The sequence below is a fragment of the Enterobacter sp. kpr-6 genome, from assembly GCF_900116015.1.
In the GTDB taxonomy this organism is placed as follows: Bacteria; Pseudomonadota; Gammaproteobacteria; order Enterobacterales; family Enterobacteriaceae; genus Enterobacter_D.
Window position 1 is genome coordinate 31,487 of sequence record NZ_FOYH01000009.1, and the last position, 13,615, is coordinate 45,101.

Genomic DNA, 13,615 nt, shown 5'->3' on the forward strand with positions numbered 1-13,615 from the left:
GTAAGCCCCTCAACCCATTGGGTACGACGCGCTATTGCCTGGCCGCTGTGGTACCTGTGAAAGAAAAGGTGATAAAAATGAAAATGAAAAAAAGTCTTGTCGCATTCTGCCTGAGCGCCAGCCTGCTGGCGGTCTGCCCAACCGGTGCGCTGGCCGACGTGAATTTCGTCCCTCAGAACACCACCAGCGCGCCCGCCATTCCCGCCTCGGCGCTGCAACAGTTAACCTGGACGCCGGTGAGTCAGGCCAAATCTCAGACCACCACGACCGCTACCGCGGGCCAGACCCTGAATGTGCCGGGTATTAGCGGCCCGGTCGTCGCCTGGAGCGTCCCGGCCAACATTGGCGAACTGACGCTGACCCTGACCAGTGAAGTGGATAAACAGACCAGCGTGTTTGCGCCGAACGTACTGATCCTCGACCAGAATCTGAAACCGTCGGCATATTTCCCGGCGGAATATTTTACCTATCAGGAACCGGGCGTGATGAGCGCCGACAGACTGGAAGGCGTGATGCGCCTGACGCCTGCGCTCGGCCAGCAAAAAATTTACGTCCTCGCTTTCACCCGCGATCAAGATTTACAGAAGACCACCAAACTGATTAACCCGGCAAAAGCCTATGCCAAGGGCGCGGGCAACGCCATCCCGGATATTCCCGATCCGCTGGCCCGCCACATTACCGACGGCAAGCTGACGCTGAAAGTGAGCACTAACACCTCCTCCAGCATTCTGGTCGGCCCGCTGTTTGGTTCGTCAGGCCCGGATGCGGTCACGGTCGGCAATACCGCCGCGCCTGCCTATAGCGCGCCCGCCGCCGCACCGGCTGCTGCCCCGGTCGCAGCTCCTGCGCCTGCACCGGCTGTGAAGAAAGAACCCGTACTGAATGAAACCGAAAGCTATTTTAATCAGGGTATTAAACAGGCCGTTGCCAAAGGCGAGATCGACAAAGCGCTGAAATTACTCAACGAAGCCGAAAGCCTGGGTTCAACCTCTGCCCGTTCCACCTTTATCAGCAGTGTAAAAGGCAAGGGGTAATCACCCCGCAATGCTGATTTTGCCTGTTTGGTGCACCTTAACCGGTGCACCTTTTTTTCAGCGCAACCTGACCTGTTGCGTATCTGTTACGCTTATGCAAAGCGAATGAACTTTACCCGCCCGTCCTTGCTATTCTGCGATACAATACGTTTACGTTATGTCCCGGAGAATCAGGCATGTCACACCCTGCGCTAACGCAATTGCGTGCGCTGCGCTATTTCGACGCAATTCCCGCACTCGACTCGCAACTGCTGGACTGGCTGTTGCTGGAAGATTCCATGACCAAACGCTTTGAGCAGCAAGGTAAGCAGGTGAGTGTTACGCTTATCCGTGAAGGCTTTGTTTCAGCCGGGGATGTCAGTGAAGAGTGCGCGCTGTTGCCTGCGGAATCCCGCTACTGGCTGCGCGAAATCCTGCTCTGTGCCGACGGCGAGCCGTGGCTGGCAGGACGCACCGTTGTGCCGGAATCCACGCTGAGCGGGCCGGAGCTGGCGTTGCAGAATCTGGGAAAAACCCCGCTGGGGCGTTACCTGTTTACCTCATCCCAGCTTACCCGTGATTTTATTGAGATTGGTCGCCATAACGATTTGTGGGGGCGTCGCTCCCGTTTGCGTCTCGGCGGCAAGCCGTTATTGCTGACAGAACTGTTTTTGCCTGCATCGCCGTTGTACTAAGAGGAAGATAAAAATGGAGTGGAGTCTGACGCAGAACAAGCTGCTGGCGTTTCACCGCCTGATGCGTACGGATAAACCGATTGGCGCGCTGCTGCTGCTGTGGCCGACGCTATGGGCGCTGTGGGTGGCAACGCCCGGTCTGCCGCCGCTGTGGATCCTGGCGGTGTTTGTCGCGGGTGTCTGGCTGATGCGCGCGGCAGGCTGTGTGGTCAACGATTACGCCGACCGCAAATTTGATGGCCATGTTAAACGCACGGCAAACCGCCCGATGCCGAGCGGGGCAGTGACGGAAAACGAAGCCCGCACGCTGTTTGTGGTGCTGGTACTGCTGGCGTTTGTGCTGGTGCTGACGCTGAATCTGATGACGATTTTGCTCTCGGTCGCGGCGCTGGCACTGGCCTGGGTGTATCCGTTTATGAAGCGCTACACCCATCTGCCGCAGGTGGTTTTGGGCGCGGCGTTTGGCTGGTCGATTCCGATGGCTTTTGCCGCCGTGAGCGAATCCCTGCCGCTGAGCTGCTGGCTGATGTTCTTCGCCAATATCTTATGGGCGGTGGCGTATGACACGCTGTACGCCATGGTGGATCGCGATGACGACGTGAAGATTGGCATCAAATCGACGGCGATTTTGTTTGGCCGTCATGACAAGCTCATTGTCGGCCTGTTGCAGATTGCGGTGCTGGTGTTAATGAGCGCGGTCGGCTGGTTGTCGGGGCTTGGCGCAGTCTATTACGCCTCAATTGCGGCGGCGGGCGCGCTGTTTATTTATCAGCAATGGCTGGTGGTGAACCGCGATCGTGACGCCTGTTTTAAAGCGTTTATGAATAATAACTACGTGGGGCTGGTGCTGTTTTTGGGGCTGGCTGCGAGTTACTGGGGGTAGTTGTTTTACCCTCACCCCGGCCCTCTCCCTGAGGGAGAGGGAGGTTTATGTCCGTGCTCGATCTGTTCCCTCTCCCTGAGGGAGAGGGTGAAGGGCAAGTCCGTGCTCGATCTGTTCCCTCTCCCATGGGGAGAGGGTTAGGGTGAGGGGGGAAATCACTCCCCCTGCGTGGCACTCTCAATCGTTAACCGCACATCCGAGGTCACCAAATCCGCCAGCAGCTGATACACCTGAAGCGTCTTCATCGGATCCGCATCGCCGGTATCACTGATATATCCCTCGTCACGCAGCGTCAGCACCAGCGTACTGAACACCGCCTTGTCGAAGAATTCCGGGGCGTTGATGCCGTGCAGCACTGACAGACGTTGCGCCAGGGTGCGGCTCTCTTTCTCCAGCGTACTGCGGTTAATCGACGGATTGGCACTCAGCAGCCAGAAGGTAATAGCGTAGCGTTGCAGCGTCTCACGTGCACCCGCAGCCAGCAGTTGCAGCGTGCGCGAATGGTGTGGGTTGATGTGCAGCTTATCGTCCTTCACCACCACCAGTTCCTGACGCAGCAGTTCTGTGGTCAGCGTCTCCAGTACGCCTGCCAGCTCCTCTTTTTCCCAGCGCAGGAACAGCTCGGCTTTCAGCATCGGATACAGCTCTTCAACATGGCGCAGCATTTCTTCGCGGGAAATGTGGCGATGCTGGGTGATGATCGCCGCCATCAGCGACGGCAGCACCAGCATGTGCGCGATGTTGTTGCGGTAGTAAGTCATCAGTACCGCCTGCTCGCGCGGCAGAATGATGATGTCGCCGATGGTGTCTTTCTCGACCTCAAACTTGTTCATTTGCAGGGCGTGATCGATAAGCTCGGAGGCGGTGACAGCCGGAGCCGTGGCATCAGATGCGTAAGGCGCGTTGCGCAGTAAACCCAGATAACAGTTCAACTGCTCGGTCAACTGCTCGCGGGTGAGCGAGCGCTGACGCGAGGCCAGCAGCGCCGTACAGCACAGGTTCATGGCGTTAGCCGCGCCCGCGTTGTTGATGCGTACCATCAGATCGGCGGCAATGTTGTTCACCGTCGGCGTCAGCCAGGCGGGGCGCACGGCCTCAATCGGATCGATGGATTCGCGCCACTCCGGTACGTGCTGGTTCAGGTAGGTCATCAGCGGCATCGGTTCGCCGAAGTTGACGTAGCCCTGGCCCAGATTACGCAGCTTGCTTAAACCGCGTACCATCTGCATCAGACTCTCTTTTTCTTTCGTCGCGCCGCGCAGCTCTTTGGCGTAAGTGCCCACTTCCATCACGTGCTCGTAACCGATGTAAATCGGCACCAGCGTGATAGGGCGCGTACCGCCGCGCAGCATCGCCTGGATGGTCATCGACAGCGTGCCGGTCTTCGGATCGAGCAGGCGACCGGTACGTGAACGTCCGCCTTCCACGAAATATTCAACGGAATAGCCGCGGCTGAACAGTTCGCCCAGGTATTCACGGAATACGGTGGAGTAGAGCTTGTTGCCCTTGAAGGTACGACGAATAAAGAACGCGCCCAGGCGACGGAAAATCGGCCCGGCGGGCCAGAAATTCAGGTTGATGCCAGCGGCGATATGCGGCGGCACCAGCCCCTGGTGATAGAGCACGTAAGAGAGCAGCAGGTAATCCATATGGCTGCGGTGGCAGGGCACATAGACGATCTCATGCCCGTCGTGCGCCAGTTGCCGCACGCGCTCTGCGTTGTGAACGTTAATCCCCTGATAGAGACGGTTCCAGGTAAAGCTCAGAATGCGGTCGGAGACGCGAATCATCTCGTAGGAGAAGTTCGCGGCAATCTCTTCCATCAGGGCGACGGCGTTTTGCTGCGCTTTCTCATGGGAGATTTTTTTGCTGCGCGCTTCGTCTTCCACCGCGCGGGCTATCGCTTTCGATGCCAGCAGTTTGTTAAACAGATCCTGACGGGCAGGCAGACGCGGGCCGACGGCGGCCAGACGCTGACGGGCAAAGTGCATACGCGCCACGCGAGCCAGCTTCTGAGCGATGATCTTATCGGTGCCGTGCTCCGTGGCCATGCGGCGCAGCGAAACAGGCGGCGAGAAACGCACAAAACTGTCGCGACCCAGCCAGGAGACCGCAAAAAACTTCTGCACACCGTTCAACATGCGCAGCGGCGGATTGACCTCGCCTTTTTCACGTCCTGGCCTGCGGCCAAACATGATCGAGACCGGCACCATCTGCACATCCAGATCGGGATGGCTGCGGTGCAAATCGAGATAATCATGGAACAGCTTGATGGACTCTTCTTTTGGTGTGTACCAGGTGAAGACGCGCGGCCCGCCGTGGATGAAGATGTAACGCGGCAGCAGGGTGCCGTCGATTTCCAGCGGTTCGAGTGGATCGGGCAGCTCATGCGCCAGACATTGCGCGCGCAGCGTCAACAAGTCTGACTTAGAGTTATACGGCAAGACGTACATAATAGGGCGCGACGTATCGAGCCCCAGTTCCTGGGCAGGTTCTGCCGGAATAGACTTGCTTTTTACCAATGCACTTAATGGTAAATTCAGTAATTTGTAGTAAATTCGTGGCCAGCCGGACATAAACGATGTGAAGCCTCTGGTTAATAATGCCATTGCGCCGCAAGAATATCAGAAAGCGCGCGGAAATTCTGTTGTACCAAGGTCTGCTCATAGAGACATTGACGCTAATTACATAAAAAGGTTCTTTTAATGGCCAATAATACCACTGGGTTAACGCGAATCATTAAGGCGGCAGGCTACTCCTGGAAGGGAGTGCGCGCTGCATGGATTAATGAAGCGGCGTTTCGGCAGGAGGCGGTCGCCGTGCTGCTGGCGATTGCGATTGCCTGCTGGCTGGATGTGGACGCCATTTCCCGCGTCCTGCTGATTGGGTCGGTTGCGTTGGTAATGATAGTGGAAATATTGAACAGTGCGATTGAAGCGGTCGTCGACCGAATCGGCACCGATTTCCACGAACTTTCCGGGCGGGCAAAGGATATGGGCTCTGCGGCGGTCCTGATGTCGATTCTGCTGGCGCTGGCGACCTGGGGCATACTGCTGTGGTCGCATTATCGATAACGCGCCCAAAATTGCGTAAATCCCCCACTTTTCGCTTAAAATGTGGTTCCAAAATCGACTTTAGCTGTATATACTCACAGCATAACTGTATATACACCCAGGGGGCGGGATGAAAGCTTTAACGGCCAGGCAGCAAGAGGTGTTTGATCTCATTCGCGATCACATCAGCCAGACAGGCATGCCGCCGACGCGTGCGGAGATCGCGCAGCGCTTGGGGTTCCGTTCCCCCAACGCCGCTGAAGAACACCTGAAAGCGCTGGCGCGTAAGGGTGTGCTTGAAATCGTCTCTGGTGCTTCTCGCGGCATTCGATTGCTGCAAGAGGAAGAGTCCGGGCTGCCGCTGGTGGGGCGTGTCGCGGCAGGTGAACCACTGCTGGCATCGCAGCACATCGAAGGCCACTATCAGGTCGATCCAACACTGTTTAAACCGAACGCCGATTTCCTGCTGCGCGTCAGCGGGATGTCAATGAAAGATATCGGGATTATGGATGGCGATCTGTTAGCCGTACATAAAACCCAGGATGTGCGTAACGGCCAGGTAGTGGTAGCGCGCATCGACGATGAAGTGACGGTCAAACGCCTGAAAAAACAGGGCAATACCGTTCAACTTCTGCCGGAAAACAACGAGTTTTCCCCTATCGTGGTCGATTTGCGCGAGCATAACTTCACCATCGAAGGGCTGGCCGTCGGCGTGATCCGCAACGGTGAGTGGCTGTAATTCTCTCTTTCAACGCAACGGCAATCTTCTGATTGCCGTTGTGCTTTTCTGATCTTCTCTGACCTTTACCATGACTTTTCTGACCGCATCCGATAAGGCCTTGTGGCGTCTCGCGCTGCCTATGATCTTCTCCAATATCACTGTGCCGTTGTTAGGGCTGGTAGATACGGCGGTGATTGGTCATCTCGACAGCCCTGTTTACCTTGGCGGCGTAGCGGTAGGGGCGACGGCGACCAGCTTCCTGTTTATGCTGCTGCTATTTTTACGCATGAGCACCACTGGCTTTACCGCCCAGGCGTTTGGCGCAAAAGATCCGCAGGCGCTCGCCAGAGCGCTGGTGCAGCCGCTGCTGCTGGCACTGATCGCCGGTGTCGCTATCGTGGCGTTAAAAACCCCGCTGATTCATCTGACGCTGCATATTGTCGGCGGCAGCGATGCTGTGCTGGAGCAGGCGCGCCGCTTTCTTGAGATCCGCTGGCTGAGCGCACCCGCGTCGCTGGGGAATCTGGTGCTGCTCGGCTGGCTGCTGGGGATCCAGTATGCCCGTGCCCCGGTGATCCTGCTGGTGGTCGGCAACCTGTTTAACATCGTTCTGGATGTGTGGCTGGTGATGGGGCTGCATATGAACGTGCAGGGCGCGGCGCTCGCCACCGCTATTGCTGAATACGCCACCCTGCTCGTGGGTCTGGTGATGGTCCGACACGGACTGCGGCGGCGTGGCGTGACGTCTGCGATGCTTAAAAGCGCCTGGCGCGGCAACGTGCGCCGCCTGCTGGCGCTTAATCGCGACATCATGCTGCGCTCGCTGTTGCTGCAACTGTGCTTTGGTTCGATAACCGTACTGGGCGCGCGTCTTGGCGGCGATATCGTGGCGGTGAATGCCGTGCTAATGACGCTGCTGACATTTACCGCCTATGCCCTGGACGGTTTTGCTTATGCGGTCGAAGCCCATTCCGGGCAGGCATATGGTGCACGCGATGGCAGCCAGTTACTTGACGTCTGGCAGGCCGCCTGTCGGCAATCCGGCGTGGTGGCGCTGGCGTTTGCACTGATTTATGCCTTGTTGGGGGAGCAGATCGTGGCTCTGCTAACCTCTATTCCAGAATTACAGCAGCTCGCCGATCGCTATCTTGGCTGGCAAATCGTCTTACCGGTTGTGGGCGTCTGGTGCTATTTACTCGACGGCATGTTTATCGGTGCAACGCGGGGCGCACAGATGCGAAACAGCATGGCCATTGCCGCCGCGGGTTTTGCCGTCACGCTGCTGACCGTGCCTGCCCTTGGCAATCACGGGCTGTGGCTGTCACTGCTGGTCTTCCTGGCGCTGCGCGGGATCACGCTTGGCTGGATCTGGCGTAAACACTGGCGTAACGGCACCTGGTTTTCATAACTGGTTACCTTTGCTGACGCACTCTGACGCTTTATCTTATCTTTCTGATCTGGTGATTATTTTCAGGTGCGTGCATCCGGGAAATCTTTCGCCCTATGGTTAAATATTCCGAATATCTCCCGGCCTGGAATATCCTCAACTACAATTATTATCACGTTCAGCAGATACTGAGCGAATTGATGGACATTGAATATATTGTTATTCAAACCGAACGATGAGGAAATCATTATGAATAAAGACGAAGTCGGCGGTAACTGGAAACAGTTTAAAGGTAAAGCGAAAGAGCAATGGGGCAAATTAACCGACGATGATATGACTGTCATCGAAGGTAAACGCGATCAGCTGGTCGGGAAAATTCAGGAGCGTTATGGCTACCAGAAAGACCAGGCTGAAAAAGAAGTGGGTGACTGGGAAACCCGTCACGACTACCGCTGGTAGTCTGTCATCCCTTCGTAGTTTAGCGTAACAGGACTACCCTGCCCGAACGGTACACGGATGTACCAACTCCCTTCTGATTTCTTAACGTGGTTTTTTCTTCGACTGAATGCTGTGATCGTGGTGACACTCACCCTGATGACGACACGCTTCCACTTCCGAACACTCAGTACACAGCCCATGCGCTTCAATGACATTATGGCGTAAGGCAAAGCCCATTTTGGCTGCCAGGCCATGCATAATATCTTCCACGCCTTCTGCTGCTTCTTCCTTCACCGCACCGCAACGATCGCAGATAAACATCGCCGAGGTGTGGGAGGGCTTATCAAACAGGTGGCACAGCACATAGCTGTTGGTGGATTCCACTTTATGCACAAAACCCTGTTCGAGCAGGAAGTCCAGCGCGCGATAAACGGTGGGGGGTTTAGCCTGTGGCTCAGAGACTTTCAATAAATCCAGCAAATCATAAGCGCTGATCGCGCCCTGTTGCAGGCTCATCAGGCGCAAAACTTCGAGGCGCTGTGGGGTCAGGCGCACATTGCGTTCGACGCACAGCTTTTCAGCCTGCGTTAACAACTCGAGCGAAGTGATCTTGTCCATGGCATCCCCGGTGATGTAGACGTGTTAAGCGGAAGCGTCCACTTTACCATGTTATGCCCGAAACGCCGAGATCCTCTCCCTGTGCTATACCTGTGGCATCAATAGCGACAGGAAACACATCATGAATAAACCTGACTGTATTCGCTCGTGGCAGGACGTTGAAGGGCCGGATAACTCGCGCTACGAGGATAGCGATGAGCTTTTTTCTATTGGCACCCCGCTTGCCCGTGTGCTCGGTCTTTCGCGTCTCGGTATTCATCATGAACGTCTTCCCCCTGGCCGACGCACCTCATACCCGCATGCCGAAAGCGATGAAGAAGAGTTCATCTATGTGCTGGAAGGGCATCCTGATGTCTGGATAAACGGGCATTTGTGGGCATTAAAACCGGGCGACAGCGTAGGTTTTCCGGCGGGAACCGGCATCTGCCATACTTTTATCAATAATAGCGAAGAGGAGGTGCGACTGCTGGTCGTGGGTGAAACCAACAAAAAAAGCAACCGCATCTATTATCCCCTGAATGCCGACTACGCCCATACGCGTGACGATCGCTGGATAGACCACCCGCCGCAGTTTTTTGGTCCGCATGACGGAAAACCTTCCCGAAATTAATATCCTCTTCTATACATAAATAGCGCCTCTAAGAAGAATGGGTGAAAGATGAATAAGCCCGTCACGCCGAGGTGCCATAAAAAAATGAAATAACCGTATTTAACAACGTTATTCACAGCAATAGTTGTTCCCTGTTTGGGCGATAAATGACAGGGGATAGATCTTCACTTTTTCAAAGACGGGCATACTGTGAAAAAAACATTTAAATATTCATTGGTTACTCTGGCAGTCTCCTTATTTGTGGCAAATCAGGCGACAGCCGCTAATACCTGGGCAGAAGCACGCAGTGACGCGATGGGGGGAACAGGTGTTGCGTCAGGCAGTTACGGCAGCGGGGCGTTAATCAACCCGGCATTACTGGCAAAAGCGAAACCTGACGATAATGTCACGGTGATCCTGCCAGCCGTGGGTGCGCAAATTACCGATAAAGACAATTTGCAGGATGAAATTGACGAGATTAACGACAAAGTTGATTACTACAGTGATGTTGTTGATACGCTGACGCTGACTGATGTTCTACTAAATCCAGGCAATGTCATCGGGCAGTTCCAGAATGCAGCAGGCGATCTGGCGGATGAACTGGAATTCCTCGACGGAAAAACGGCGCGAGCCAATGCCGCAGCGGGTATCACCGTCGCTATTCCTAACGATGTGCTCTCAGTCGCCTTCGTGACCAAGGCACACGCGCATGCTCGTGTAAGTTCTGATATTGACCAGCAGGATATTGAATTCTTACGTGGCATCGAAGCGAATCCGCTTCCTACCGCCGTTGCTGCCGCTTTATCACCTGATGCCGGGGATTTCCTCAAGCGTAATCTGAACTCCACCGCCTCTGGCCGCGCGGCGATTGTTTCCGATTACGGTATCGCCGTAGCTCGTCAGTTCCAGATTGGCGAGGTTCCGGTTTCTGTCGGCGTCACGCCGAAGTTCCAGAAAACCTGGGTCTACAACTACACCACGTCCATTTACGACTACGACAGCGATGATTTCAAAAGCAGCCGCTACCGTACCGACGATAACGGTTTCAACGTTGATGCCGGTATCGCCGCTGACTTCGGTGAAAACTGGACGGTGGGCCTGAGCGGGCAGAACCTGATTTCCCGTGATATCGACACGAAAGATATTCTCGTCGAAAACGGGCGTACCGGTGAAGTACGAAACTACAAAGATACCTACCAGATTAGCCCGGTGGTCACTGCGGGCGTCGCCTGGCATAACGACCTGGTGACGGTCAGCGCCGATGGCGACCTGACAGAAACCAAAGGCTTTAAAAGCGAAGAAAACTCGCAGTACGTGGGCGTCGGTGCCGAAGTGCGTCCGCTCGACTGGCTGGCGGTGCGTGCCGGTTACCGTGCGGACGTGAAAGACAACGACAGCAACGTCTTTACCGGCGGTGTCGGTTTTGCCGCCTTCGAACGCGCCCGTCTCGATCTGACTGGTCTCGTCGGTGAAGACGAAACCTGGGGCGCAGGCGTGCAGTTAAGCATGACGTTCTAAGCCATAGCTGGCCGGAGGTAACGCTTTCGGCCAGCGTTTTTGTGCCTCTGAAAAATGAGTGTGCTATAGTTACGCCCCTTTTTCACTTTGATGCAAAAATGTACGCTATGTCACCAGTCACTCCGTCCTCTGAATTTGCTGCCCACCGCTTCTCTATCGCTCCCATGCTCGACTGGACGGACAGACATTGCCGCTATTTCTTGCGTTTGCTGTCGCGTGAAACTCTGCTCTATACCGAGATGGTGACGACCGGGGCGATTATTCATGGCAAAGGCGACTATCTGGCGTACAGCGAAGAAGAACATCCGGTGGCGCTGCAACTGGGCGGCAGCGACCCGCAGCAGCTTGCGCAGTGCGCGAAGCTCGCTGAAGCGCGCGGCTATGATGAAATCAACCTCAACGTGGGGTGTCCGTCTGATCGCGTGCAGAACGGTATGTTCGGGGCCTGCCTGATGGGTAACGCGCAACTGGTGGCGGACTGCGTGAAAGCGATGCGCGATGTGGTGTCGATTCCGGTCACGGTTAAAACGCGGATTGGCATTGACGATCAGGACAGCTATGAATTCCTCTGTGATTTTATCAACACGGTATCCGGTAAAGGCGAATGCGGCACTTTCATCATTCATGCCCGCAAAGCCTGGCTGTCGGGTTTAAGCCCGAAAGAAAACCGTGAAATTCCGCCGCTGGATTATCCGCGCGTCTACCAGCTCAAACGGGATTTCCCGCATCTCACGATGTCCATTAACGGCGGCATCAAAACCCTCGCCGATGCTAAAGCGCATCTGGAGCATATGGACGGTGTGATGGTGGGCCGCGAGGCGTATCAGAATCCGGGCATTCTCGCCTCCGTGGACCGGGAAATCTTTGGCCTTGATACCCCGGACGCCGATCCGGTGGCGGTGGTGCGTGCCATGTATCCGTATATAGAACGCGAACTGAGCAACGGCGCATACCTGGGGCATATCACGCGGCATATGCTTGGCCTGTTCCAGGGGATCCCCGGCGCGCGTCAGTGGCGTCGCTACCTCAGCGAAAATGCGCATAAAGCGGGTGCCGATCTCAACGTCGTCGAACACGCCTTAAAGCTGGTGGCAGATAAGCGCTAAAGTTCGCTAAAAACTGGTCAAATTCACCACGCCGCGCTTAAACCAGCGCGGCGTTTTTATTGCCTGTCAATCACTTACGACTGGCATGATTCTTGTATTCATCCTGATAAAGACGTGCGGATTAATTACTTTTGGGAGAGAGCCATGCTGGAATTACTGTTTGTGGTGGGATTTTTCGTGATGCTGATGGTCACAGGCATTTCGCTGCTGGGGATTATCGCGGCACTGGTGGTGGCGACGGCATTAATGTTCGTCGGCGGGCTGTTTGCGCTGATGATTAAACTACTGCCCTGGTTACTGTTAGCGGTAGCCATTGTGTGGGTGATCCGGGCGGTCAAAACGCCAAAAGTCCCGCAGTATCAGCGTAATAAGCGCTGGCGTTATTAATGTAATGCGGGGTTGATCACAACCTCGCACATTTTCCTGGCGCGTTTTTGGAAACCGCATAGGCTTTAGATAACAAATCTGTCACTATTGCGCGGCTATCAAATTCATCGAGCTGTACCCTACATACAGCCGAACTAAAAAAAGAAAGGGCCTCCCGTTAACGGAGGCCCTAATTCTTTAGGGAATAAGCAAGCTCGACCCTTGCGTGGCGCGGCTTTCCAGCACTTCATGCGCACGTTGCGCGTCCGCCAGCGCAAACTTCTGATCCTCTGCCACATCCACCTTAATTACGCCGCTGGCGATCAGCGAAAACAGCTCATTGCTGGCTTCTTCTAATTCTTCGCGGTTGGTGATGTAACCCTGTAAAGAAGGCCGGGTGGCGTACAGCGAGCCTTTCTGATTCAGAATACCTAAATTCACGCCGGTGACCGGACCGGACGCGTTGCCGAAGCTCACCATCAGGCCATGACGTTGCAGGCAGTCCAGCGACGCTTCCCAGGTGTCTTTGCCCACGGAGTCATACACCACGCGGACTTTTTTACCGCCGGTGATCTCTTTGACCCGCTCAGAAATGCTCTCCTCGCGATAGTTAATCACCTGCCAGGCCCCTGCCTGCAATGCGCGCTGTGCTTTTTGCGCGCTGCCGACCGTGCCGATAAGTTTCGCACCTAACGCTTTTGACCACTGGCAGGCGATAAGCCCGACGCCACCGGCGGCCGCATGGAATAAGAAAGGTTCGTCAGGTTTAATTTCATAGGTTTTGCGCAGCAGGTAAAACACCGTCAGCCCTTTCAGAAAGGAGGCGGCGGCCTGCTCAAAGGAGATCGCGTTCGGCAGGATGGCGGCTTTATCGGCAGGCACATTGTGCACAGAACTGTAAGCGCCCAGAGCCGACTGCGCATACACCACGCGGTCGCCCGCTTTTATGTGCGTAACGCCTTTGCCCACTTTGCTGACCACGCCTGCCGCCTCGGTGCCCAGTCCGCTCGGCATGGACGGTGGCGGGTAGAGTCCGCTGCGAATATAGGTATCGATGTAGTTGATCCCAATCGCTTTGTTCTCCACCTGGATTTCATTTTCCGCAGGATCGGTGGGGGTAAACTCCACCGCCTTTAAAACTTCAGGACCACCGTGCTTGTGAAATTCGATTCGCGTTGCCATGCTTCCTCCTGAACTCTGTGATAATCTTTCGACCCACTCATCATCT

14 protein-coding genes are annotated in these 13,615 nt (G+C 55.4%); 11 read left to right on the forward strand and 3 right to left on the reverse strand.

Annotated features, from left to right (window positions below; all coding sequences use genetic code 11):
- The first annotated feature begins 77 nt into the window (after nt 1–77).
- The 3 genes from malM to ubiA all read left to right on the forward strand — a co-directional run bounded on the left by malM (nt 78) and on the right by ubiA (nt 2,591).
- Nucleotides 78–1,034 (forward strand): maltose operon protein MalM, encoded by a 957-nt coding sequence (gene malM, locus BM373_RS17775; protein WP_090464430.1) that lies wholly within the window; start codon nt 78–80, stop codon nt 1,032–1,034.
- A gap of 176 nt (nt 1,035–1,210) precedes the next feature.
- On the forward strand, nt 1,211–1,708 hold the full coding sequence (ubiC, locus tag BM373_RS17780; RefSeq protein ID WP_090464433.1) for a chorismate lyase: 498 nt from the start codon (nt 1,211–1,213) through the stop codon (nt 1,706–1,708).
- Nucleotides 1,709–1,721: 13 nt separating this feature from the next.
- Entirely contained in the window at nt 1,722–2,591 is an 870-nt protein-coding gene (gene ubiA / locus BM373_RS17785) for a 4-hydroxybenzoate octaprenyltransferase (protein WP_090464436.1), read from the forward strand.
- A gap of 155 nt (nt 2,592–2,746) precedes the next feature.
- On the opposite strand, the gene plsB is transcribed toward ubiA, so the two are convergent.
- Nucleotides 2,747–5,167 (reverse strand): glycerol-3-phosphate 1-O-acyltransferase PlsB, encoded by a 2,421-nt coding sequence (plsB, locus tag BM373_RS17790; protein ID WP_090464440.1) that lies wholly within the window; start codon nt 5,165–5,167, stop codon nt 2,747–2,749.
- Nucleotides 5,168–5,296: 129 nt separating this feature from the next.
- On the opposite strand from plsB, the gene BM373_RS17795 reads away from it, so the two are divergent.
- From BM373_RS17795 to BM373_RS17810, 4 genes are all read left to right on the forward strand, one after another.
- Entirely contained in the window at nt 5,297–5,665 is a 369-nt protein-coding gene (locus BM373_RS17795; RefSeq protein ID WP_090464444.1) for a diacylglycerol kinase, read from the forward strand.
- Between the two features lie 109 nt (nt 5,666–5,774).
- Nucleotides 5,775–6,383: a transcriptional repressor LexA gene (gene lexA / locus BM373_RS17800; protein ID WP_090464447.1), complete on the forward strand. Its 609-nt coding sequence runs from the start codon at nt 5,775–5,777 to the stop codon at nt 6,381–6,383.
- Between the two features lie 70 nt (nt 6,384–6,453).
- Complete coding sequence (gene dinF, locus BM373_RS17805; protein WP_090464450.1) at nt 6,454–7,773, forward strand: MATE family efflux transporter DinF; 1,320 nt, start codon at nt 6,454–6,456, stop codon at nt 7,771–7,773.
- 228 nt (nt 7,774–8,001) lie between these two features.
- Complete coding sequence (locus BM373_RS17810; RefSeq protein WP_072570189.1) at nt 8,002–8,211, forward strand: CsbD family protein; 210 nt, start codon at nt 8,002–8,004, stop codon at nt 8,209–8,211.
- A gap of 81 nt (nt 8,212–8,292) precedes the next feature.
- Here the strand turns inward: BM373_RS17810 and zur are convergent, their stop codons facing one another.
- Nucleotides 8,293–8,808: a zinc uptake transcriptional repressor Zur gene (gene zur, locus BM373_RS17815; protein ID WP_090464452.1), complete on the reverse strand. Its 516-nt coding sequence runs from the start codon at nt 8,806–8,808 to the stop codon at nt 8,293–8,295.
- 121 nt (nt 8,809–8,929) lie between these two features.
- Between zur and BM373_RS17820 the strand changes: the two genes are divergently transcribed.
- The 4 genes from BM373_RS17820 (at nt 8,930) to pspG (ending at nt 12,408) form a co-directional block, all read left to right on the forward strand.
- Entirely contained in the window at nt 8,930–9,418 is a 489-nt protein-coding gene (locus tag BM373_RS17820; RefSeq protein WP_090464453.1) for a cupin domain-containing protein, read from the forward strand.
- 189 nt (nt 9,419–9,607) lie between these two features.
- The gene (locus BM373_RS17825) at nt 9,608–10,915 is read left to right on the forward strand and encodes a conjugal transfer protein TraF (protein ID WP_090464455.1); all 1,308 of its coding nucleotides are present in this window, start codon (nt 9,608–9,610) and stop codon (nt 10,913–10,915) included.
- Between the two features lie 107 nt (nt 10,916–11,022).
- The gene (gene dusA, locus BM373_RS17830; RefSeq protein ID WP_090464458.1) at nt 11,023–12,021 is read left to right on the forward strand and encodes a tRNA dihydrouridine(20/20a) synthase DusA; all 999 of its coding nucleotides are present in this window, start codon (nt 11,023–11,025) and stop codon (nt 12,019–12,021) included.
- Between the two features lie 144 nt (nt 12,022–12,165).
- Nucleotides 12,166–12,408, forward strand: coding sequence for an envelope stress response protein PspG (gene pspG, locus BM373_RS17835; RefSeq protein ID WP_090464461.1), 243 nt, complete (start codon nt 12,166–12,168; stop codon nt 12,406–12,408).
- A gap of 177 nt (nt 12,409–12,585) precedes the next feature.
- On the opposite strand, the gene BM373_RS17840 is transcribed toward pspG, so the two are convergent.
- Nucleotides 12,586–13,569 (reverse strand): quinone oxidoreductase, encoded by a 984-nt coding sequence (locus BM373_RS17840; protein WP_090464465.1) that lies wholly within the window; start codon nt 13,567–13,569, stop codon nt 12,586–12,588.
- Nucleotides 13,570–13,615: the final 46 nt, after the last annotated feature.